The following is a 22,035-nucleotide window of genomic DNA, read 5'->3' as shown; positions in this document are numbered from 1 at the left end:
ATTGTTGTAATAAAGATTGAGTAACAAAGGAGAGGTTAGAGGGCGCATGCCTCTAACCTTTGATTATGGAATTGGAGGTATTTTTCATGACACAAGGCGAAAAAATTACTGTAACAAACGGAGTTTTAAATGTACCAAACAACCCAGTAATCCCATTTATTGAAGGGGACGGTATTGGCCCTGATATTTGGGCAGCAGCTTCCCGCGTGCTAGATGCAGCTGTTGAGAAAGCATATAACGGCGAGAAAAAAATCGAATGGAAAGAAGTATATGCCGGAGAAAAAGCATTTAACAAAACTGGTGAATGGCTTCCGGAAGAAACTTTAGAACAAATTCGCGAATACTTAATCGCTATCAAAGGTCCTTTAACAACACCAATCGGTGGCGGTTTCCGTTCATTGAACGTAGCACTTCGCCAAGAGTTAGACCTATTCGTCTGCTTACGCCCTGTTCGCTACTTTGATGGAGTTCCTTCTCCAATTAAGCGTCCCGAAGATACAGACATGGTGATCTTCCGTGAGAACACAGAAGATATCTATGCTGGTATCGAATACAAAGAAGGCTCTGATGAAGTGAAAAAAATCATCGACTTCTTGCAAAATGAAATGGGTGTAAATAAAATCCGTTTCCCTGAAACATCAGGTATCGGTATTAAGCCAATTTCTAAAGAAGGAACAACTCGTTTAGTACGTGCTGCTATTAATTACGCTATTAAAGAAGGCCGTAAATCTGTTACTTTAGTACATAAAGGTAACATTATGAAATTTACGGAAGGCGCTTTTAAAAACTGGGGCTATGAATTAGCCGAGAAAGAATTTGGCGATAAGGTATTCACTTGGGCTCAATACGATAAAGTTAAAGAAGAGCAAGGAACAGAAGCGGCGAACAAAGCACAAGCTGATGCAGAAGCGGCTGGCAAAATCATCATTAAAGATGCAATTGCTGATATTTTCCTTCAACAAATTCTTACTCGTCCAAAAGAGTTCGATGTAGTTGCTACAATGAACTTGAATGGTGACTATATTTCTGATGCGCTTGCTGCTCAAGTTGGCGGAATTGGAATTGCACCAGGGGCAAACATTAACTATGAAACAGGACATGCTATTTTCGAAGCGACACACGGAACAGCTCCGAAATATGCAGGGCTTGATAAAGTGAACCCTTCTTCCGTTCTACTTTCAGGTGTATTAATGCTTGAACACTTAGGATGGAATGAAGCAGCTAAACTCATCACTGCATCTGTTGAAAAAACAATTGCATCTAAAGTAGTTACTTACGACTTTGCACGTTTAATGGACGGTGCGAAAGAAGTAAAAACTTCTGAGTTTGCTGACGAACTAATCAAAAATCTTTAATTCAAAGCAACACCGTTCTTCTATAAGAAGAACGGTGTTACATATATTCTGCACTTTACCTATTACCTAATTATAAGGGGGGAACTTTCCATGTCTTTAAAACGCAAAAAGATTTCCGTCATCGGTGCGGGATTTACAGGAGCCACTACGGCATTTTTACTCGCACAAAAAGAACTCGGAGACATTGTACTAGTTGATATTCCGCAAGCTGAAGGACCAACAAAAGGTAAAGCGCTCGATATGCTTGAAGCGAGTCCGGTGCAAGGATTTGATACAAATATTATCGGTACATCCAGCTATGAAGAGACGAAAGATTCTGACCTCGTAATCATTACAGCCGGTATTGCCCGCAAACCAGGAATGAGCCGTGATGATTTGGTGCAAACCAATCAAAAAGTGATGAAGGCTGTTACAGCTGAAATCGTAAAAAGCTCTCCGAACTGTCACATTATTGTCTTAACAAATCCTGCAGACGCGATGACTTACACCGTATTTAAAGAATCTGGCTTCCCTAAAAATCGTGTTATTGGTCAATCGGGTGTTCTTGATACAGCACGTTTTCGTACATTTGTTGCTCAAGAATTAAATGTGTCTGTTAAAGATGTTACAGGCTTCGTGCTTGGCGGTCATGGTGATGATATGGTTCCGCTTGTTCGCTATTCTTACGCAGGCGGCATCCCATTGGAAACTCTCATTCCAAAAGATCGGCTAGACGCCATTGTTGAGCGTACACGTAAAGGAGGCGGCGAAATCGTTTCCCTTTTAGGTAATGGATCGGCTTATTATGCGCCAGCGGCTTCTCTTGTTGAAATGGCTGAAGCCATTTTAAAAGATCAGCGTCGTATCCTTCCAGCTATTGCTTATCTTGAAGGTGAGTATGGTTATGAAGGACTGTATCTGGGCGTCCCAACGATCCTTGGTAAAGATGGTATCGAAAAAGTAATTGAACTGGAACTGACTGAAGATGAGAAAGCTGCTTTGAAAAAATCAATAGAGTCTGTACGTAACGTTATGGATGTTCTCTCTGAATAAGTAGTTCTATATGAAAGCCTGTCAATTCTATTGATGGGCTTTTTCCTTTTCTAGAGGTCAGGAAAACCCATTGCTTAAGCCTTGGGGTTCTTCCTTTTTCAACGCGAAAAGGTTAAGGTATAATTGATAAGGAATGGCTAATTACTTTCCAAGGGGGACAAAATGAATAAAAAAGTTTTAGTTGTAGATGATGAACCATCCATTGTAACACTCATTAAATATAACTTAGAACAAGCTGGCTATGAAGTCATCACAGCATTTGATGGAGAGGAAGCGCTGAAGAGAGCAACAGAGGAATCTCCAGATTTGCTTGTCTTAGATTGGATGCTTCCCAAGCTGGATGGAATGGAAGTGTGCAAAGAGCTGCGACAGCGAAAAGTGTCAACGCCGATTTTGATGCTGACGGCAAAGGATGAAGAATTTGATAAAGTACTCGGTCTTGAGCTTGGTGCAGATGATTACATGACGAAGCCGTTTAGCCCGAGAGAATTACTGGCACGGGTTAAGGCTATTTTGCGCCGCTTGCAGCATGTGCCGAAAATAGAAGAAATCCCTACAGAGGACACAGGGCTCGTTGTGGCAGATATTGAAATTTATCCTGAGAAGTATGAAGCGTATTTCCAGGGGAATTTATTAGAGCTTACTCCAAAAGAATTTGAATTGTTGCTTTACCTTATGGAGAATAAAGGCCGTGTGTTAACACGCGACCAGCTATTGAGTGCTGTTTGGAAATACGACTTTGCTGGTGACACTAGAATTGTCGATGTACATATAAGTCATTTGCGGGAAAAAATTGAGCAAAATTCAAGAAAGCCAGAGTACATAAAAACCATTCGTGGATTAGGTTATAAATTAGAGGAGCCAAAGCCTTCATGATTAAATTTCGTACCCGACTAATGCTTGCCCTTCTCTCTTTAATGGTTCTAGTTCTAGTTGCTCTCGGCATTATTCTTGGACAAATGTTCAAAGGCTATTATTTATCCACCTTTAATGAGCGCTTAGAAAAAGAGACAGAAGTATTGGCAGGACAAATTAACCGGGAAGGCGGCTTGCAGGCTTTTAATACGGATATGGTAAAAGACTGGAGTAAACAGCTGCAGGTTCGAATCTCTCTTGCTGATGCTTCGGGAAAATTGGTTTTTGATAGTGGTGCTTTTGATGACTCGACTATTTCTGATCATCAGGAAATTGTTAAAAGGCTGGCTGGGATGGGGGCTTCTACTGCCTATCGAGAATCTCTTTTTAATAAATTCGGTGAACACTATCATTGGCGGACGATAAAAAATAAAGACGGCCAAAAGGACGGAATGATTGTATTAAATACAAAGGTCAAGGATCTAGACAATATTTACCGGCAAATTTGGCTAATTTTGCTTTTCTCACTCGGAGCCTCTCTCGTTTTGCTTACATTGTTTAGTACAAAAATTACAAATCGTTATACGAAACCAATCGAATCCGCAACGAAGGTAGCGATAGAGCTAGCAAAAGGGAATTATCGGGCGAGAACGCATGAAATTCCACCTGATGAAGTTGGCATGCTGAATACGTCGATTAATATTCTTGCCCGTAATTTACAAGAGATGATGCAGGCGCAGGAAATGCATCAAAACCGACTTTCAACTTTAATCGAAAATATGGAAAGCGGGTTGCTTTTGATTGACGACCGCGGTTTTATCACGATGGTCAATAAGTCATTTAAACGTCACTTTCATTTAGAAAAGAAGCAGTTAATAAGGAAAAGGTATCATGAGGCGATTCCTCATGAACGAGTTATTGACATCGTTGAAGAAGTTTTCATGACCGAACAAAATGTACGCAGACAGCTGTTATTGCCGCTTGGCATCGAAAGGAAACATTTTGAGGTATCAGGTGCACCTATTATTGGGACGAATGCCGAGTGGAAAGGGGTACTAATTGTATTCCATGACATTACAAGTTTGAAAAAGCTTGAACAAATGCGTAAAGATTTTGTGGCGAACGTTTCCCATGAATTGAAAACGCCAATTACTTCTATTAAAGGCTTTACCGAAACTTTACTAGATGGTGCGCTAGAAGATAAAGAAGCGTTAAAGATGTTTCTTACTATTATTTTAAAAGAAAGTAAACGAATGCAATCGCTTGTAATGGATTTATTAGAATTGTCCAAGATTGAGCAAAAAGGAATTTCCTTAAATATCACACAGCTATCGGTAGATGCACTCATTACGGATATGCTGCCATCTTTACAAAAACGGTTTGAAGAGAAGCAGATTGATTTATCCCTTCAATTAGAAAAGAATTTATGGATTGAGGGAGATAGCGGTCGATTAAAGCAAGTGTTCTTTAATTTAATGACAAATGCCATTTTGTATACACAAGAAGGCGGCCATATAGAAGTTCGAGCATTTGAAGAGGATGACCGGGTAATTGTCGAGGTAGAAGACAATGGTATTGGGATGAATCCAGAAGAGCTGCCGCGGATTTTTGAGCGTTTCTACCGGGTAGATAAAGCGAGAAGCCGTAATTCAGGAGGTACTGGACTCGGTTTAGCGATTGTTAAGCATATTATCGAAGCGCATGATGGCGAGATTTTTGTTAAGAGTAAAGCCAATGAAGGGACAACATTTACCGTTTCGTTAAAAAAGCAGAATGAGGAGGAAGGTCGCTTTGAAGAAAAAAATCGTATTAATTGACGGCAACAGCATTGCCTACCGAGCGTTTTTTGCATTGCCTTTGCTGAATAATAATAAAGGTGTTCATACCAACGCTGTATATGGCTTTGCGATGATGCTGTTAAAGGTATTAAAAGAGGAACAGCCAACTCATCTTCTCGTCGCTTTTGATGCCGGAAAAACAACGTTCAGACATAAGACATTCGATGAGTATAAAGGCGGCCGACAAAAAACGCCACCTGAGCTATCTGAGCAATTTCCTTATATTCGAGAATTATTAAAAGCATATGGGATCGCCCAATATGAATTAGAAAATTATGAGGCAGATGATATTATCGGTACGCTGTCGCTTGAAGCAGAAAAAGATGGATATGAGATAAAAATCTATTCCGGTGATAAAGATTTGACGCAACTTGCCTCGGATGCCACAACGGTCTGTATTACAAGAAAAGGAATTACCGATATTGAAGAATATACTCCAGCTCATGTAGAAGAAAAATATGGATTAACGCCAGAACAGATCGTCGATATGAAAGGATTAATGGGGGATTCTTCTGATAACATTCCAGGTGTTCCAGGAGTGGGCGAGAAAACAGCGATCAAGTTGTTAAAGCAATTTGGTTCTGTAGAAAAGCTGCTCTCCTCCATTGATGAAGTAAGTGGTAAAAAGCTGCAGGAAAAATTGCGTGAGCATGAGCAGATGGCTGTTATGAGCAAAGAGCTCGCTACCATTTTACGAGAGGTGCCTATTAATTTTTCCTTAAGTGATTTGCAATATCAGGAATCCAACAATGAAAGAGTATATGAGCTGTTTAAAGAACTGGAGTTTAATTCATTGCTTGAAAAGCTTGATCGACCAGCAGAAGAAGCCCCTGTTCATGAAACAATGAGCTATGAGCTCGTTTCTGAAGTGACAGAAGACTTGTTCAGCGGAGAAATGGCCTTTTATTTAGAAATGATCACTGAAAACTACCATCGTACTGATGTTGTCGGCTTCGGAGTAAGCGGAGAAAAGGGCACGTGCTTTATTCCTGCCGAAGCGGCACTACAATCAGCTGCCTTTAAAGCTTGGGCGGAGGATGAGACGAGGAAAAAATCAGTTTATGATGCGAAACGGACCATTATCGGGTTAAGGCGGCATGGAATTGAGCTGAGAGGAATAGACTTTGATGTTTGGCTGGCTTCTTATTTACTGAACCCGTCTGAGTCGCCGGAAGATTTTGCGGCTGTAGGGAAGCTGCATGGGATTTCATCTATTCAATCGGATGAAACTGTATATGGGAAAGGCGCTAAACGCGGACTTCCTGAAGAATCTACTTATGCTGAGCATATTGCTTCCAAAGCAGCGGCCATTGAAGAGCTAAAATCAGTTTGCCTGAAGGAACTGGAGGAAAATCAGCAGCTTGAATTGCTTTATGAGCTTGAACTGCCTCTTGCCTTTATTCTTGCTGATATGGAATCTGAAGGGGTTCAAGTTGATGTAGACCGTCTGAAAGAAATGGGCGAGGAGCTAAAAAGCAAGCTGGCAGACATTGAGCAGACGATTTACTCTCTTGCGGGCACAGAGTTTAACATTAACTCACCGAAACAGCTCGGTACGATCTTGTTTGAAAAATTGGGGCTGCCGCCTATCAAAAAGACAAAAACAGGCTACTCCACGTCAGCGGAGGTTCTAGAAAAACTGGCGCCCTCCCATGAAATTGTCGAGCATATTTTACATTACCGTCAGCTTGGCAAGCTGCAGTCTACTTATATTGAAGGCTTGCTTAAAGTAGTTGATGCGGATACTCACAAAATCCACACGCGCTTTAATCAGGCATTGACACAAACAGGCCGGTTAAGTTCGACAGAGCCTAACTTGCAGAATATCCCGATTCGATTAGAGGAAGGAAGAAAAATTCGTCAAGCTTTTATTCCATCAGAACCCGATTCTGTTATTTTCGCAGCTGACTATTCGCAAATTGAATTGCGTGTACTGGCTCATATCGCGAATGATGAGAAGTTGATTGATGCTTTTTTACATGATCTTGATATACATACGGCTACTGCTGCAGATGTGTTCCATGTCTCACAGGATGAAGTGGACAGTAACATGCGCCGGCAGGCAAAGGCTGTGAATTTCGGTATCGTCTATGGCATTAGCGATTATGGATTGTCCCAAAGCCTTGGCATTACGAGAAAAGAAGCAGGCACTTTCATTGATCGCTATTTGCATACGTATCCAGGCGTAAAAGAGTATATGGATTCTATCATCCGGGAGGCAAAGGAGAAAGGCTTTGTCACTACCTTGATGCAACGTCGTCGCTATATTCCGGAAATCACCAGCCGTAACTTTAACTTGCGCGGTTTCGGAGAGCGAACAGCTATGAATACACCCATTCAGGGAAGTGCCGCTGATATTATTAAAAAAGCTATGATTGATGTGGCTGAAAGGCTAGAAAAGGAAAAGCTTCAATCTAAGCTGTTACTGCAAGTGCATGATGAATTGATTTTTGAAGTGCCAAAAGAAGAAATTGAAACGATGAAGCAGCTTGTTCCAGAAGTAATGGAACAGGCCATTCAATTAAAAGTCCCACTGAAAGTAGATTATGCATACGGGCCGACATGGTACGATGCTAAATAATAAAAGACAGAATAGAGAGGAGAGAGAGCAGCTTGCCTGAAATGCCTGAAGTAGAAACTGTCCGGCGTACCCTCAAACAGCTGGTCGTCGGCAAGACGATTCAACAAGTGGAAATCCGATGGTCTAACATTATCAAAAAACCTGAACAGGCGGAGCAATTTGCTGATGCATTAGTCGGTGAAACGATTCACGATGTATTGCGCAGAGGGAAATTTTTAATTTTTGCGCTCGATCATTATTCACTCGTGTCGCATTTGCGAATGGAAGGTAAATACCGGCTGCATGAAGATGGAGAAGAAGAGGAGCCGCATACCCATATTTTATTCACCTTCACAGATGGTTCACAGCTGCGTTACCGTGATGTGCGTAAATTTGGGACGATGCATTTATTTGAGCGGGGAAAAGAGCACGATTCTCTACCATTATCACAGCTCGGTCCTGAACCATTTTCAGAGGACTTTTCTCTTGAATATGTAAAGAGTAAGCTAAAGAAAACAGAAAGAAATATTAAAGCTGTGCTGCTTGATCAAAAAGTGTTTGTCGGGCTCGGCAATATTTATGTAGATGAGGCATTGTTCCGTGCAGGAATTCATCCTGAAAGGAAAGCTAATTCTCTCAGCGAAGAAGAGATCAAGATTCTGCATAAAGAAATTATCTCTACCTTGAAAGAAGCGGTTGATAAAGGAGGAAGCACGGTTCGTTCGTATGTCAACAGCCAAGGGCAAGCCGGCACCTTTCAGGAGACTCATTTCGTCTATGGCCGCAAAGGAGAACCTTGTAAACATTGTGGTGAATTGATCATAAAAATAAGAACAGCCGGAAGAGGAACCCATATTTGTCCCAACTGCCAGCCGCTTTCGCCTAGATAAGACTGAACCTTCCCATCTGTCCTTCCATATACTACAGTAACGTTTTGACAGGGGAGGAGCTGTTGGATGGATGGGTATCTTTCGTTGTTTATGTTGGCAGCGGCAGTCAGTTTAGATAGTTTTAGTGCAGGTCTTGCTTATGGGTTAAAAAAGTTAAAATTGCCAGTGAAGTCTTCCATCATTTTATCGCTTTGTTCGGCATCAGCACTTCTCGTTGCTATGGGGACCGGCCATTGGATAAGCCGCTGGTTTAGCGAGGCAGCAGCAGGACGGATCGGCGGAATTATTCTAATTGCACTCGGGGCTTGGGTGCTTTGGCAATTTTTTCGGGAAGAGCAAAAGCACGAGCATCTTGAAGAAAAACAGCTTATTCATTTAGAATTGAAACGGCTCGGGGTGGTCATTCATATTTTTAAAAGGCCGACAGCTGCTGATCTGGATCAATCCGGCACCATTACCAGTTTAGAGGCATTGCTACTCGGTTTCGCGCTGTCATTAGATGCGTTTGGGGCAGGAATAGGGGCTGCCATGCTCGGCTATTCAGCTATTGGGCTTGCAGCGGCCGTCGCTATTATGAATTTGTTGTTTGTGACAGGCGGTCTTGCTTGCGGTCGAAAATTTGCGAGCATCCAATGGGTACAGCGACTTTCCTTTTTTCCTGGCATTTTACTCATTATTTTAGGCACGTTAAAGATTTAAAGGTTTGGAGGGGAAAGTAATGGCAGCAATCATTGGACTAACAGGAGGCATTGCAAGCGGAAAGAGCACGGTTAGCCGCTTATTAAAAGAACGAGGATATGTAATTGTAGATGCGGACGTGGCTGCCCGGGCAGTAGTAGAGCCGGGCAGCCAGACGCTTTCCCAGATTGCAGAAGTATTTGGAGTCAGCGTTATTTTGCCCGACGGTTCACTCGATAGAAGCCGTTTGGGTGACATGATCTTCAATAATGAGAAGCAGAGAAAGAAATTAAACAGTATTGTGCATCCAGCTGTTCGCCAGTTCATGATGGCTGAAAAAGAGGCCGCTATTGAAGTGGGGAAGGAAACAATTATCATGGATATTCCACTTTTATATGAAAGTGGACTAACATGGATGGTAGATAAGGTGATCGTTGTGTATACCGATGAAGCAACGCAGCTGGACAGGCTGATGGCCCGCAATAATCTAAGCGAACAAGCAGCTAAAGCCCGCATTGCGTCTCAAATGCCGCTTGCAGAAAAAGCAGAAAAGGCAGATGCGGTGATTAACAATAATGGTACGATTGAACAAACGAAAAAACAGCTTCTGAAAATAATTGAAGACTGGCAGCTGACGCCTTGACCCGTTCCACAGTGAACGGGTTTTTTTACGGATAAAATGAATAAAGCATTCTAGTTGTCAAGCTAGCTTGACAACTAGAATGAAAGTAAAGTAAACTTTACGTAAAGTTTACTTTACTAATGAGAAGGGGAGGAAGAATGAAAAATAAGATTCGGGAAAAACGCACAGAGAGAGACATCACGCAGGAAGAACTATCAAAAAAGTTAAATGTATCAAGACAAACTATTATTTCGCTTGAAAAAGGCAAATATAACCCTTCTCTCGTTTTAGCCCATAAGCTTGCCCAATTGTTTAATTGTCATATTGAAGATTTATTTATTTTTGAAGGAGATGAGAATATTGAGTGAAATAGCAGCAAATAACTTAATAGGATTGTCAGGTTTACTGCTTGGCGTGATTATTACCATTATTATTTATTTCATTAACCGTCGTATCGGCGAGAAAAAACGATTATTTGATGAACGCCAGCAATACGTTACGACTCGTTCGAAAGCAGCTGCCTGGAATGTAACCTCTATCATTCTACTCGTTGCTTGGGCATTCATTATTGTGTATGACGGTATCTCTTTCTCATTTTTTCTTATGACCGGTATCTGGGTTGCGCACAACATTTCTCTTATCATTACTAGCATTTATTTCAGCGGTCAAAACTAAAGCTGATCGGGAATGAAACGAATGGGAATGCAATCGAAATAGCTCGATTAAAGAGATGATGATTCATTCAGCCTTCATTAGCTAAGCAGCTGATTTGTGCATTATTTTCTGAATAGTTAAATTTATCATTTTGCGGTTTTTAGGCTTCCACTTGGAGGTAAATATGTTATACTAATTGCAGATAAAAAAACAATTAAGTATAACATTTATTTATATAGGAGGAGCCAGTGTATGAAGGCGAAAGTAGCGATTAATGGGTTTGGACGTATCGGGAGAATGGTCTTCCGTAAAGCAATTTTAGAGGATACATTTGAGATTGTTGCGGTGAATGCAAGTTATCCTGCAGAAACGCTTGCTCATTTGATTAAGTATGACACAAATCATGGCAAGTTCGATGGAGATGTTCAAGTAGAAGAAAATGCTCTAATCGTAAATGGCAAGCGTGTTCAGTTAGTGAATAACCGTGATCCACGTGAGCTTCCATGGAAAGAACTTGGCATTGATATTGTAATCGAAGCAACAGGCAAATTCAATGCCCGTGAAAAAGCAGCTCTTCATTTAGAAGCTGGCGCAAAGAAAGTCGTACTTACTGCTCCAGGTAAAAACGAAGATGTAACAATCGTAATGGGTGTTAACCAGGACGACTTAGATATTGAAAAGCATGAGGTTATTTCTAATGCATCTTGCACAACAAACTGCCTGGCTCCGGTAGCAAAAGTGCTGAATGACACATTTGGCATTGAAAATGGTCTAATGACAACAGTTCATGCTTATACAAACGACCAAAACAACATTGATAACCCGCATAAAGATTTGCGTCGTGCTCGTGCATGTGCTCAATCCATTATCCCAACATCTACAGGTGCGGCTAAGGCTTTATCCCTTGTTCTTCCGGAATTAAAAGGAAAAATTCACGGTATGGCTTTGCGCGTGCCAACTTCTAACGTTTCTCTAGTTGACCTTGTAGTAGACTTAAAGCGTGAAGTAACGGTAGATGAAGTGAACGATGCCTTCATCAGAGCTTCTGAAGGCCCATTAAAGGGAATCATCGAATTCACAACAGAACCATTAGTATCGGTTGATTTCAATACAAATCCTCATTCTTCTATCATCGATGGTTTATCGACGATCGTAATGGAAGGAACAAAGGTGAAGGTTCTTGCTTGGTATGACAACGAGTGGGGTTATTCTTGCCGCGTCGTTGACCTTGTAAACTATGTTGCTGAAAATATGAAAAAAAAAGTTGAAGTAAACGCATAATCTGCAAATAGAGGATTGGCCTATATCCTCTAAAAGTAAATAAAGCCCGCAGATAACGATCTGCGGGCTTTATCTGCTTCCTTTATTTGTATATAGAATTTTCTAAAAAATCCTTTAGAAAAATGTTTGACAAGATGTTGCAAAATTAAACTGTTCACAGTATACTAATCTTCGTGAAATAAATAACCGCTTAAAGGGTTAGGACCTCTTCGGACTAACTTTCCCCCGTGGTGGTTATACTTTTACAACGAATCTCTAAAAATTGTAAAAGGGGGAAGCGATCATGGATACTATGGGTCGTCACGTAATTGCAGAACTTTGGGGCTGCAATCTTGAAAAATTGAATGATATGGAAACAATTGAACAAATCTTTGTGGATGCTGCATTAAAATCAGGTGCTGAAATCCGGGAAGTGGCGTTTCACAAATTTGCTCCTCAAGGAGTAAGTGGTGTCGTCATTATTTCTGAGTCGCATTTAACGATTCACAGCTTTCCAGAACATGGCTACGCGAGCATTGATGTATATACTTGCGGAGACCTTGATCCTAACATTGCTGCTAATTACATTGCAGAGGCGCTGGAGGCACAGACGCAGGAAAAAATGGAAATGCCTCGGGGAATGGGCCCTGTACAAATGAAGCAAGAAGCAAGTGTGTTATAACAAAGAGGTGTATGCTCGCGCATACACCTCTTTCATTTATTTACGTGATAGTGCCTTGTGCATTTTGTTTCTTTTTAATATGATGAGAGTAATCAATTTAGAATCGGAGTTGGTAGAATGAAATGTCCGGCCTGCCAGCATAATGGCACTCGCGTAATCGATTCAAGACCGGTAGATGAAGCACGCTCGATCCGCAGGCGCCGGGAGTGTGAATCTTGTGCTTATCGATTTACGACTTTCGAAAAAGTGGAAGATTTGCCGTTGATCGTTGTGAAGAAGGAAGGCACGAGAGAAGAATTTAATCGTGACAAGCTTTTGCGCGGTTTAATAAAAGCATGTGAAAAGCGTCCGGTTTCACTTGAGCAGCTTGAAAAACTAACGATGGACGTCGAAAAAGAAATTAGGAATTGTGGATTTTCAGAAATTCAATCAGAAAAAGTTGGAGAAATGGTCATGGACCGGCTGGCAGACATTGATGAAGTAGCCTATGTGCGATTTGCTTCTGTCTATCGCCAATTCAAGGATATTAATGTGTTTTTAGATGAATTAAAGGAATTAATTAAAAAAGAAAAATAACAGGCTGGAGGCAACGACCCGTTCTCTAGCTTTTTTTCATCGGTCAGCACAAGAAGTTTCAACATTGAAAGGTTAGATGATGAACATGAAAAGACATTGGAACGAAATTCAGCCGGTGGATGAATACATAGTTTGCTTGAATGGTATGCTTCATGAAACGGACCGGCGTATTTTAACGTTCTTGTATCAACCACTCCTCGGAACGAATTGCTTTAGCTTATATATGACACTTTGGGCGGAAGTAGAAGAAAATCGATTACGTTCGCAGACAGCTAATCACTATTATTTAATGAATTTTCTTGATCAAAACCTTCAAGAGATTTATGAATCCCGACTCAAATTAGAAGCGCTTGGATTATTAAAAACATTCGTTAGAAAGACTGGCGATCTGCGTGAGTTCGTATATGAACTGCAGCCGCCGCTTACACCAGAACAGTTTTTTAACGATGGGATGCTGAATGTATTTCTTTACCGAAAAATCGGCCGTTCCCATTTTTTGAGAGTGAAAGAGTTTTTTTCAGACGATATTACGTGTACGGATGATCATCTAGAAATTACAAAAGATTTCCAGGAGGTTTTTTCTGCCGGACTGCCGCCGCTTGACCGTGATGTGATGGAAGATAGTCTTCTTTCGGAAGGCAAGCTGTTTATGGCTAAGCCGGATAGAAAAGGGGTTTCTTTGAAGGTGGATCAATTTGATTTCAGCTTATTGGAAAGCTCTCTTCAAGGAGTGGTTGTAGCTAAATCAGCACTGACACCGCTCGTGAAAGAGACCATTGTCAAACTGGCCCATCTTTATGGAATTGAACCACTAGAAATGAAGAACCTATTGCTTACAGCCGTCGATGAAAAGGATGAAATTGATATCGAGGTATTACGTAAATCAGCCCGTGATTGGTATCAGCTTGAACGGAATGAACAGCTGCCTGAGCTCATTTATCTATCTCAGCCAGAGGCCCTGCGTACTGTTCAAAGTGAACCATCAACGAAAGAAGAAGAATTGATCTATTATTTAGAAACGGTTTCACCGCGGCAGTTGTTGATTGATATTTCCGGCAGTCTTCCATCAAGTGCCGATATGCAAGTGATTGAAGGCGTACTCTTTCAGTATAAGCTGCCAGCTGGTGTTGTTAATGTTCTGATTCAATATGTTATGCTGAAAACTGATATGAAGCTGACGAAAAGCTATATAGAAAAAATCGCTTCCCACTGGGCCCGTAAAAAAGTAAAAACGGTAAAGGATGCGATGGAGCTTGCTAAAAATGAACATCGTCAGTATGCTGAATGGGCAAAAAACAAGCAACAGCCAAAGCAAAGGGTAACTCGTACAGAAAAGCTGCCTTATTGGTTTAATGAAGAGGAAAAGGCAACCTCTCTTCCGCCTGATGATGAAGAAAAGTTAAAAGCCATGAGGGAGGCTTTAGTAGAAGAAATTAAAAATCAAACGGCCGAGAAAGAAGGTGACAAATCGTAATGAAGCGAATAGGTGAGACGCTGAATAAATTAAAGCAGTCCCCGGACTTTAAATCTAGATATGAACAGACGCGTCGGGAGATTTTAAATGATCCGGCTGTTTATGCTTTTTTGCGGGAGCATCAAGACGACATTACTCCTGATGTGCTGGATAAACATTTAATGAAGCTATACGAATATAAAACGCAAAGTTTCTCCTGTGAAAAGTGCCCAAGCCTTCAGGAATGCGTTAATGTGATGAAAGGTTTTGAGCCAAAGCTTGTTTGGCGCCGCGGCGGCATTGATATTGACTACCATCGCTGTCCACGTAAAATTCGTGATGATGAACAGAGAAAGAATGAGAAGCTGATCAAAAGTCTATATGTACCGAAAGACATTTTGAATGCTCGTTTTTCCGATCTCGATTTTAATGACCTTGGGAGAATACCAGCCATTAATCTGGCTCGGCAGTTTACGAAAGACTATGTTGAAGGCAGTGAAATGAAAGGGTTGTTTATTCACGGATTATTTGGCGTTGGGAAATCTTATTTACTAGGTGCGATTGCGAATGAATTAGCGGACAAAGACGTTTCCTCCTTAATCATCTATTTTCCAGAATTTGTTCGAGAAATGAAGCAGTCGCTTAATGATCAATCCATAAATGAGAAGCTTGAGCTCGTTAAAAAAGCATCTGTACTAATGATTGATGATATCGGTGCCGAAGCAATGTCGAGCTGGATGCGCGATGAGATTCTTGGCACGATTCTGCAGTTCCGTATGCTTGAGGGATTGCCGACGTTTTTCACATCGAATTTCAGCTATAAGGAGCTCGAGCATCATTTAGCTCATTCCCAGCGTGGGGAGAGGGAAGAGATGAAGGCTAAGCGGGTCATGGAGAGAATTAAATCTTTGACTAATCCTGTGGAAATGAAAGGGACCAATCGTCGAAAATAAAAAGCAAGTCTATTGATTTTTAGATAATCAAGGACTATAATACGGTCATACATGTAAATAATGAGACAAGTTTTGATAAGGACATGAGTATTTTCTTACGGTTTCCAGAGAGGGAAAGCAAGGCTGAAACTTTCCTAACACGAGGACTATGCTTACCACCTTTGAACTTCGGCCGTGAACACAGCACTGTTAGTAATGGACCGCCGGCAGCAGCCGTTATCTGATCTGGAGATTTCAACGTTTTTTTGTTGAAAAGTAGGGTGGAATCGCGATATAAACCTCGTCCCTTCATTTTTGAAGGGCGGGGTTTTTTATTTTGTCAAAAAATAAGGAGTGTTGAAAATGTCTGAAATGCTGAATATTACGTTTCCTGATGGATCAGTCAAGGAGTTTCCAAAAGGAACAACAACAGAAGAAATTGCCCAATCAATCAGCCCGGGCTTAAAGAAAAAAGCACTTGCTGGAAAGGTAGACGGCAAGCTGCTTGATTTGCGCACACCGATCGAAGAAAGCGGCAGCCTGGAAATTGTCACACCAGATCATGAAGACGCTTTGGAAATTCTTCGTCACAGTACAGCTCATTTAATGGCTCAAGCGATTAAGCGCCTGTATGGGGAAGATAAAGTGAAACTTGGTGTCGGACCTGTCATTGAAGGTGGATTCTATTACGATATTGACCTTGATGAATCCATCACACCAGAGGATCTGCCGAAAATTGAAAAAGAGATGAAAAAAATTATCGGCGAAAATTTAGAGGTTGTTCGTAAAGAAGTGAGCCGTAATGAAGCTAAAAAACTGTATGAGGAAATTGGCGACGAGTATAAGATAGAGTTAATCGATGCCATTCCGGAAGATGAAACAGTGACCATTTACGAACAAGGTGAATTCTTTGATTTATGCCGCGGTGTACACGTTCCATCTACAAATAAAATTAAAGAATTTAAATTGTTGAGCATTGCGGGAGCTTACTGGCGTGGAAACAGCGACAATAAAATGCTGCAGCGCATTTACGGTACAGCTTTCTTCAAAAAAGAAGATTTAGAGCACCATTTGAAGATGCTTGAGGAAGCAAAAGAGCGTGACCATCGTAAAATCGGCAAAGAGCTGGATCTTTTTATGAGCTCACAAAAAGTTGGTCAGGGGCTGCCGATGTGGCTGCCAAAAGGCGCAACGATACGCCGTATTATCGAGCGCTATATCGTCGATAAAGAAGAAAGTTTAGGCTATCACCATGTGTATACGCCTGTAATGGCGAATGTAGAGCTTTATAAAACGAGTGGTCACTGGGATCATTATCAAGAAAATATGTTCCCAATTATGGATATGGATAACGAACAGCTTGTGTTACGCCCGATGAACTGCCCGCATCACATGATGATTTATAAAAACGGTATTCATTCTTATCGTGAACTGCCAATCCGAATTGCGGAGCTTGGCACGATGCACCGCTATGAAATGTCAGGAGCCCTTTCCGGCCTGCAGCGTGTACGCGGCATGACATTGAATGATGCGCACGTTTTCGTTCGTCCAGATCAAATTAAAGACGAATTTAAGCGAGTAGTTCATTTAATTTTAGAAGTGTATAAAGATTTCGAGCTGCATGATTACTCATTCCGTCTGTCTTATCGTGATCCGGCAGATACTGAAAAATATTACGATGATGATGAAATGTGGAATAAGGCACAAAGCATGCTGAAAGAAGCAATGGATGAAATGGGGCTTGACTACTTCGAGGCAGAAGGGGAAGCAGCGTTTTATGGGCCGAAGCTTGACGTGCAAGTAAAAACGGCTCTAGGCAAAGAGGAAACATTGTCTACTGTTCAGCTTGACTTCTTGCTCCCAGAGAGATTTGATTTAACATACATCGGTGAGGACGGCAAGCAACATCGTCCAGTTGTTATTCACCGTGGTGTTGTTTCAACGATGGAGCGCTTCGTTGCTTTCTTAATTGAAGAATACAAAGGAGCCTTCCCAACTTGGCTGGCGCCGGTCCAAGTACAAGTTATTCCAGTTTCTGTTGATGTTCATCTCGACTATGCAAAAGAGGTACAGGAAAAATTGCGTGCAGCAGGCCTTCGCGTAGAGCTTGACAGCCGCGATGAGAAGATCGGCTATAAAATCCGTGAAGCGCAAATGCAAAAAATTCCGTACATGCTCGTAGTCGGTGATAAAGAAATTGAAACAAATTCCGTCAATGTTCGTAAATACGGTGAGCAAAAATCGGAAACAGTGGCGTTCAGCGATTTTATTGATATGATAAAAAAAGAAGCAAAAAAAGCATAACATTTCAAAAAGGTGTTGCTTAATGAAACAAACTTTGTTAGAATTGTTTTTGTTGAATTGCTTTCGATGAGTTGACGAATAATGCTCGTTATGATATAATACTAAGGTGAACTGAATACACATAAACAAGAAGAAGCACCCGCTTCTCACCTGATTGACGCATCAGCAGTTGGCAGGTTTGAATGTAATGATAAATGACACTTATGTCGTTTTATGCGGGTATGCACTCATGCCCGCATTTTTTATTGCATAAAAACCGAGAATCGCTGGGTGTCAATGTGTGTTCCGGAATAGCATCGTTTATTCTAAAAAACCTTGGAGGTGGCTCATTATTAGCAAAGATATGTTTGTAAACGAAGGGATCCGCTCCCGTGAAGTCCGTTTAATCGACCAAAATGGAGAGCAGCTTGGTGTTAAATCAAAGAACGAAGCTCTTGAGATTGCCGGACGCGTGAACCTTGACCTCGTGCTTGTTGCGCCAAATGCAAAACCGCCAGTTGCCCGTATTATGGACTATGGCAAATTTAAGTTTGAGCAGCAGAAGAAGGATAAGGAAGCACGTAAAAATCAAAAAATTATTAACTTGAAAGAAGTCCGCCTTAGCCCGACAATCGAGGAACACGATTTTAATACAAAATTACGTAATGCGATTAAGTTCTTGGAAAAAGGCGACAAAGTTAAAGCTTCCATTCGTTTCAAAGGGCGCGCGATTACTCACAAAGAGATCGGCCAACGCGTACTTGATCGTTTTGCTGAAGCATGTAAAGAAGTATCTACTGTGGAAACAAAGCCAAAAATGGACGGCCGCAGTATGTTCTTAGTATTAGCACCTAAAAACGAAAAGTAATCAGTTTGAGGAGGAAGACGAAAATGCCAAAAATGAAAACTCACCGCGGCTCAGCGAAACGTTTCAAAAAAACAGGTTCTGGTAAATTAAAACGTTCTCATGGTTACACTAGCCATTTATTTGCCAACAAATCTACAAAGCAAAAGCGTAAGCTCCGCAAAGGAACTCTTGTATCTAAAGGCGATTTCAAACGCATTCGCCATATGCTAGACAATCTTAAGTAAGACCAGCACTTATATTTTAGGAGGGAAATATTATGCCACGCGTAAAAGGCGGAACAGTAACTCGCAGACGTCGTAAAAAAGTTCTTAAATTAGCAAAAGGTTTTTTCGGTGCTAAACACCGTTTATATAAAGTAGCTAACCAACAGGTTATGAAATCTTTACAATATGCTTATCGTGACCGTCGCCAGAAGAAACGCGACTTCCGTAAGCTTTGGATTACTCGTATCAATGCAGCTGCTCGCATGAACGGCCTTTCTTACAGCCGCTTAATGCACGGTTTAAAGCTTGCAGGTATCGAAGTAAACCGTAAAATGCTTGCTGACTTAGCTGTTAGCGATTTACAAGCGTTCAACCAATTAGCTGACGCTGCTAAAGCTCAGTTAAATAAATAAGAAGTTTTTCAAAAACAGGTCCGCTTTTTAGCGGGCCTGTTTTTTATAGGCATGAATAAGAAGATAGTTTATAAGCTAATTTTATTTTTTACCGTCAAAAAAGCGTTTGAACCGGTCCATTTCTGGATCTTCTTTTAGTTTTGTCACCTCATAAGGGCTTTCTGTCTGCTTGCCGTCAACCCGAACGCCGATTTGTGCCGTACCCTCAGGATCATTAATAATTCCTTCGTATCTTCCATCAAAATGTGGGTCGCCATTGTTCGTTTGGATGTTTGCTCTTTCTCGAGGCATGGATGTTCACCTGCTTCCGTTATTCTTCTTTGTATTGTTCTCCCAAGCCTGTATTGTTATGCAATTATTAAGAACATGAAAATCCATCTTTACGCTCGATTCATCATCACCATGAGTCCATTTTTTTGCTAAACTAACATGGAGGAGTGAGTGCATGCTTATTTATTTTATTTTGATAAATCTAATCAGTTATATGGTAATGGGAAATGACAAGCGAAAAGCAAAGCAGGGAAAATGGCGAACGCGTGAGAGAACGCTTTGGCTGCTGGCTCTTATTGGAGGGGCAGTTGGCAGCTGGATAGCTATGCAGACCTACCGCCATAAAACAAAGCATCTATCGTTTAAGTATGGCATGCCTGTCCTAGCGTTAATTGATCTTGGTCTACTAGTTTATTTTTCATGAATGGAGGAAAAAAGATGAATTTATTAAAGCTGTTCCGCATGCAGCGGGCACTCGACGAATACATTGAAACAGAACATGGCTTGCAAGAAGCTGACTTGTTTGACAAAAAAGTGCTGGCTTTGCTCGTAGAGATTGGAGAACTGGCGAATGAAACACGCTGTTTTAAATTTTGGAGTTTAAAACAGCCAAGTGAGCGCAAGTTTATTTTAGAGGAATTCGTAGATGGTGTTCACTTTATTTTATCACTTGGATTAACATGCTCTTTAGAACAAGAAGCAGTTATAGCCGAAGCAGAGGCAGCAGGTTCAGTGACAGAGCAGTTTCTTCATGTATATGAAGCAGTTCATGTATTCAAACGGGAGAAGTCAGCGGATACATATCAACAGTTGCTTCAAAACTATTTTACACTTGGCCGCTTGCTAGGGTTCTCAGCAGAAGAAGTAGAAGGAGCCTATGTGGCAAAGAATGAAGTCAACTATGAAAGACAGCAGCAAGGGTATTAAGCGGAAATTTTTGTATAATATAAGAGAAATACGTATAATGAAAACGGATCCATATTTTTTAACAGGAGGAATGGTGTATGGCTAAAATGGACGAAACATTGATGATGCTGAAGGATTTAACGGATGCTAAAGGAATTGCCGGCAATGAGCGTGAAGCACGGGCCGTTATGAAAAAATACATAGAGCCGTTTGCAGATGAAGTAACAACAGATAACCTGGGAAGTTTAATTGCTAAAAAGTCAGGAGCTGAAAATGGGCCGAAAATTATGGTTGCCGGCCATTTAGATGAAGTCGGCTTCATGATTACACAAATTGATGACAAAGGATTCCTCCGTTTTCAAACAGTAGGCGGCTGGTGGAGCCAAGTAATGCTTGCACAGCGCGTAACCATTGTAACGAGAAAAGGGGATATCACAGGAGTGATCGGTTCCAAGCCGCCGCATATTTTATCTCCTGAAGCGCGCAAAAAGCCAGTAGAGATTAAAGATATGTTTATCGATATTGGGGCATCGAGCAAAGAAGAAGCGCAAGAGTGGGGCGTGCGTCCAGGCGATATGGTCGTACCTTACTTCGAATTTACAGTCATGAACAATGAAAAAATGCTGCTTGCAAAAGCGTGGGACAACCGTATTGGCTGTGCGATCGCCATTGACGTCATGAAGTATATTAAGAACAAACAGCATAAAAATACTGTATACGGTGTTGGAACAGTACAAGAAGAAGTGGGACTGCGCGGGGCAAAGACATCAGCCCAGGCGATCCAGCCAGATATCGCGTTCGGTGTAGATGTGGGAATCGCCGGCGACACACCAGGTGTTTCCAGCAAAGAAGCGATGAGCAAAATGGGCGATGGCCCTCAAATTATCCTATATGATGCCTCTATGGTTTCACATAAAGGATTACGCGATTTTGTAACCGATGTGGCTGACGAATTAAACATCCCTTACCAATTTGATGCTATGGCAGGCGGCGGTACAGACTCTGGTGCCATCCACGTAACATCAGGCGGCGTACCAAGTCTATCCATCACGATTGCCACAAGATATATTCACTCACACGCCGCAATGCTTCACCGTGACGATTACGAAAACGCCGTCAAACTCATCGGAGAAGTCATCCTGCGACTAGACCAAGACACAGTAAACAAAATCAAATTTGATTAATAAAGAAAAGCGAAAGCGGCCTGATCAGCCCGATAGGAGGTTGGAGGGCTCGACAAGGAGTCGTTCTTCAGACTCCGACCGAGAGACCGAAACCGCCGTACGGGCTGGCCGCTGTAGCTGGACAGTAAGAAAAGCGGAGCCGACTGCTCTGCCCCGACAAGCATAAGACGAAATGGCGAAGTGGCGTTCTTCAGCCACACAGCCAGATCGGCTTATGACCTCGAGGGGCAAGGAGGCGCAGCTGGACAGTAGGAAAAGCGGAAGGCGCTCGTTCAGGGCGATAGGAGGTTGGAGGAATTTCTATAGGAGTCGTTCTTTGACTCCAATAAAAATTTCGAAACCGCCGTACGCCCTAGAGCCAGCAGCTGGACAAAAAGAAAAGCGGAGGGTGCTTGATCAGCGGCGTATGGACTGGACGGCTCCGCATGAGATAAAGGAAACACGAAGAGCGAGAGTGATTCGATGTTGACTTATCGCAAAGAGGAGCAGGAAGTCCACTAGCCGCTAAGCACCAGCAGCTG

Annotated in this window: 24 protein-coding genes and 2 other annotated features; of the genes, 23 read left to right on the top strand and 1 reads right to left on the bottom strand. The window is 41.7% G+C overall.

Annotation, left to right across the window (positions count from 1 at the left end; genetic code table 11):
- Nucleotides 1-65: 65 nt before the first annotated feature.
- From icd to rplT, 19 genes are all read left to right on the top strand, one after another.
- On the top strand, nucleotides 66-1,355 hold the full coding sequence (gene icd / locus AC623_RS14755) for an NADP-dependent isocitrate dehydrogenase (RefSeq protein WP_269429939.1): 1,290 nt from the start codon (nucleotides 66-68) through the stop codon (nucleotides 1,353-1,355).
- A 90-nt stretch (nucleotides 1,356-1,445) separates the two neighbouring features.
- Nucleotides 1,446-2,387, top strand: coding sequence for a malate dehydrogenase (mdh, locus tag AC623_RS14750; RefSeq protein ID WP_049663705.1), 942 nt, complete (start codon nucleotides 1,446-1,448; stop codon nucleotides 2,385-2,387).
- A gap of 162 nt (nucleotides 2,388-2,549) precedes the next feature.
- Entirely contained in the window at nucleotides 2,550-3,263 is a 714-nt protein-coding gene (locus AC623_RS14745; RefSeq protein ID WP_049663703.1) for a response regulator transcription factor, read from the top strand.
- Nucleotides 3,260-5,059 (top strand): two-component system histidine kinase PnpS, encoded by a 1,800-nt coding sequence (gene pnpS, locus AC623_RS14740; protein ID WP_049663702.1) that lies wholly within the window; start codon nucleotides 3,260-3,262, stop codon nucleotides 5,057-5,059. The genes AC623_RS14745 and pnpS overlap by 4 nt, the downstream gene beginning before the upstream one ends.
- A complete protein-coding gene (polA, locus tag AC623_RS14735; protein WP_197090978.1) occupies nucleotides 5,034-7,661 on the top strand; it encodes a DNA polymerase I in 2,628 nt (875 codons plus the stop codon). The genes pnpS and polA overlap by 26 nt, the downstream gene beginning before the upstream one ends.
- A 32-nt stretch (nucleotides 7,662-7,693) precedes the next feature.
- Nucleotides 7,694-8,530, top strand: a complete 837-nt coding sequence (gene mutM / locus AC623_RS14730) for a DNA-formamidopyrimidine glycosylase (protein WP_049663699.1) — start codon at nucleotides 7,694-7,696, stop codon at nucleotides 8,528-8,530.
- 66 nt (nucleotides 8,531-8,596) lie between these two features.
- Nucleotides 8,597-9,229, top strand: coding sequence for a sporulation membrane protein YtaF (gene ytaF, locus AC623_RS14725; protein ID WP_049663697.1), 633 nt, complete (start codon nucleotides 8,597-8,599; stop codon nucleotides 9,227-9,229).
- 19 nt (nucleotides 9,230-9,248) lie between these two features.
- Nucleotides 9,249-9,851, top strand: a complete 603-nt coding sequence (coaE, locus tag AC623_RS14720) for a dephospho-CoA kinase (protein WP_049663696.1) — start codon at nucleotides 9,249-9,251, stop codon at nucleotides 9,849-9,851.
- Nucleotides 9,852-9,988: 137 nt separating this feature from the next.
- Nucleotides 9,989-10,198, top strand: coding sequence for a helix-turn-helix transcriptional regulator (locus tag AC623_RS14715; RefSeq protein WP_049663694.1), 210 nt, complete (start codon nucleotides 9,989-9,991; stop codon nucleotides 10,196-10,198).
- Nucleotides 10,191-10,505, top strand: coding sequence for a hypothetical protein (locus AC623_RS14710; RefSeq protein ID WP_049663692.1), 315 nt, complete (start codon nucleotides 10,191-10,193; stop codon nucleotides 10,503-10,505). The genes AC623_RS14715 and AC623_RS14710 overlap by 8 nt, the downstream gene beginning before the upstream one ends.
- A gap of 231 nt (nucleotides 10,506-10,736) precedes the next feature.
- Nucleotides 10,737-11,765 (top strand): glyceraldehyde-3-phosphate dehydrogenase, encoded by a 1,029-nt coding sequence (locus AC623_RS14705; protein WP_049663691.1) that lies wholly within the window; start codon nucleotides 10,737-10,739, stop codon nucleotides 11,763-11,765.
- A 283-nt stretch (nucleotides 11,766-12,048) separates the two neighbouring features.
- Entirely contained in the window at nucleotides 12,049-12,426 is a 378-nt protein-coding gene (gene speD / locus AC623_RS14700) for an adenosylmethionine decarboxylase (protein WP_041097721.1), read from the top strand.
- Nucleotides 12,427-12,543: 117 nt separating this feature from the next.
- Entirely contained in the window at nucleotides 12,544-13,002 is a 459-nt protein-coding gene (nrdR, locus tag AC623_RS14695) for a transcriptional regulator NrdR (protein WP_049663688.1), read from the top strand.
- A gap of 85 nt (nucleotides 13,003-13,087) precedes the next feature.
- Nucleotides 13,088-14,476, top strand: a complete 1,389-nt coding sequence (locus AC623_RS14690; protein WP_049666672.1) for a replication initiation and membrane attachment family protein — start codon at nucleotides 13,088-13,090, stop codon at nucleotides 14,474-14,476.
- Nucleotides 14,476-15,408: a primosomal protein DnaI gene (gene dnaI, locus AC623_RS14685; RefSeq protein ID WP_049663686.1), complete on the top strand. Its 933-nt coding sequence runs from the start codon at nucleotides 14,476-14,478 to the stop codon at nucleotides 15,406-15,408. The genes AC623_RS14690 and dnaI overlap by 1 nt, the downstream gene beginning before the upstream one ends.
- A gap of 63 nt (nucleotides 15,409-15,471) precedes the next feature.
- Nucleotides 15,472-15,699, top strand: a binding site (T-box leader).
- A gap of 51 nt (nucleotides 15,700-15,750) precedes the next feature.
- Nucleotides 15,751-17,691 (top strand): threonine--tRNA ligase, encoded by a 1,941-nt coding sequence (gene thrS, locus AC623_RS14680; protein WP_049663682.1) that lies wholly within the window; start codon nucleotides 15,751-15,753, stop codon nucleotides 17,689-17,691.
- 121 nt (nucleotides 17,692-17,812) lie between these two features.
- Nucleotides 17,813-17,942 (top strand) — a sequence feature (ribosomal protein L20 leader region).
- A gap of 77 nt (nucleotides 17,943-18,019) precedes the next feature.
- Nucleotides 18,020-18,538 carry a translation initiation factor IF-3 gene (infC, locus tag AC623_RS14675; protein WP_176713617.1) on the top strand — a complete coding sequence of 173 codons (519 nt, stop codon included), beginning with the start codon at nucleotides 18,020-18,022 and terminating at the stop codon, nucleotides 18,536-18,538.
- A 23-nt stretch (nucleotides 18,539-18,561) separates the two neighbouring features.
- Nucleotides 18,562-18,762, top strand: a complete 201-nt coding sequence (gene rpmI / locus AC623_RS14670; RefSeq protein WP_041097707.1) for a 50S ribosomal protein L35 — start codon at nucleotides 18,562-18,564, stop codon at nucleotides 18,760-18,762.
- Nucleotides 18,763-18,794: 32 nt separating this feature from the next.
- The gene (rplT, locus tag AC623_RS14665) at nucleotides 18,795-19,154 is read left to right on the top strand and encodes a 50S ribosomal protein L20 (RefSeq protein ID WP_049663679.1); all 360 of its coding nucleotides are present in this window, start codon (nucleotides 18,795-18,797) and stop codon (nucleotides 19,152-19,154) included.
- Nucleotides 19,155-19,235: 81 nt separating this feature from the next.
- On the opposite strand, the gene AC623_RS14660 is transcribed toward rplT, so the two are convergent.
- Nucleotides 19,236-19,445, bottom strand: a complete 210-nt coding sequence (locus AC623_RS14660) for a hypothetical protein (RefSeq protein WP_049663676.1) — start codon at nucleotides 19,443-19,445, stop codon at nucleotides 19,236-19,238.
- Between the two features lie 154 nt (nucleotides 19,446-19,599).
- On the opposite strand from AC623_RS14660, the gene AC623_RS14655 reads away from it, so the two are divergent.
- The 4 genes from AC623_RS14655 (at nucleotide 19,600) to AC623_RS21555 (ending at nucleotide 21,983) form a co-directional block, all read left to right on the top strand.
- Nucleotides 19,600-19,848, top strand: coding sequence for a DUF1294 domain-containing protein (locus tag AC623_RS14655; protein ID WP_049663675.1), 249 nt, complete (start codon nucleotides 19,600-19,602; stop codon nucleotides 19,846-19,848).
- Between the two features lie 14 nt (nucleotides 19,849-19,862).
- Nucleotides 19,863-20,351 carry a dUTP diphosphatase gene (locus AC623_RS14650; RefSeq protein ID WP_049663673.1) on the top strand — a complete coding sequence of 163 codons (489 nt, stop codon included), beginning with the start codon at nucleotides 19,863-19,865 and terminating at the stop codon, nucleotides 20,349-20,351.
- 77 nt (nucleotides 20,352-20,428) lie between these two features.
- Nucleotides 20,429-21,514: a M42 family metallopeptidase gene (locus AC623_RS14645; protein WP_049663671.1), complete on the top strand. Its 1,086-nt coding sequence runs from the start codon at nucleotides 20,429-20,431 to the stop codon at nucleotides 21,512-21,514.
- Between the two features lie 316 nt (nucleotides 21,515-21,830).
- Entirely contained in the window at nucleotides 21,831-21,983 is a 153-nt protein-coding gene (locus tag AC623_RS21555; RefSeq protein ID WP_156187053.1) for a hypothetical protein, read from the top strand.
- The last annotated feature ends 52 nt before the right edge of the window (nucleotides 21,984-22,035 follow it).

Source organism: Bacillus sp. FJAT-27231 (assembly GCF_001183975.1).
Lineage (GTDB): Bacteria > Bacillota > Bacilli > Bacillales > Domibacillaceae > Pseudobacillus > Pseudobacillus wudalianchiensis.
This window is presented reverse-complemented; position numbering and strand designations above follow the sequence as displayed.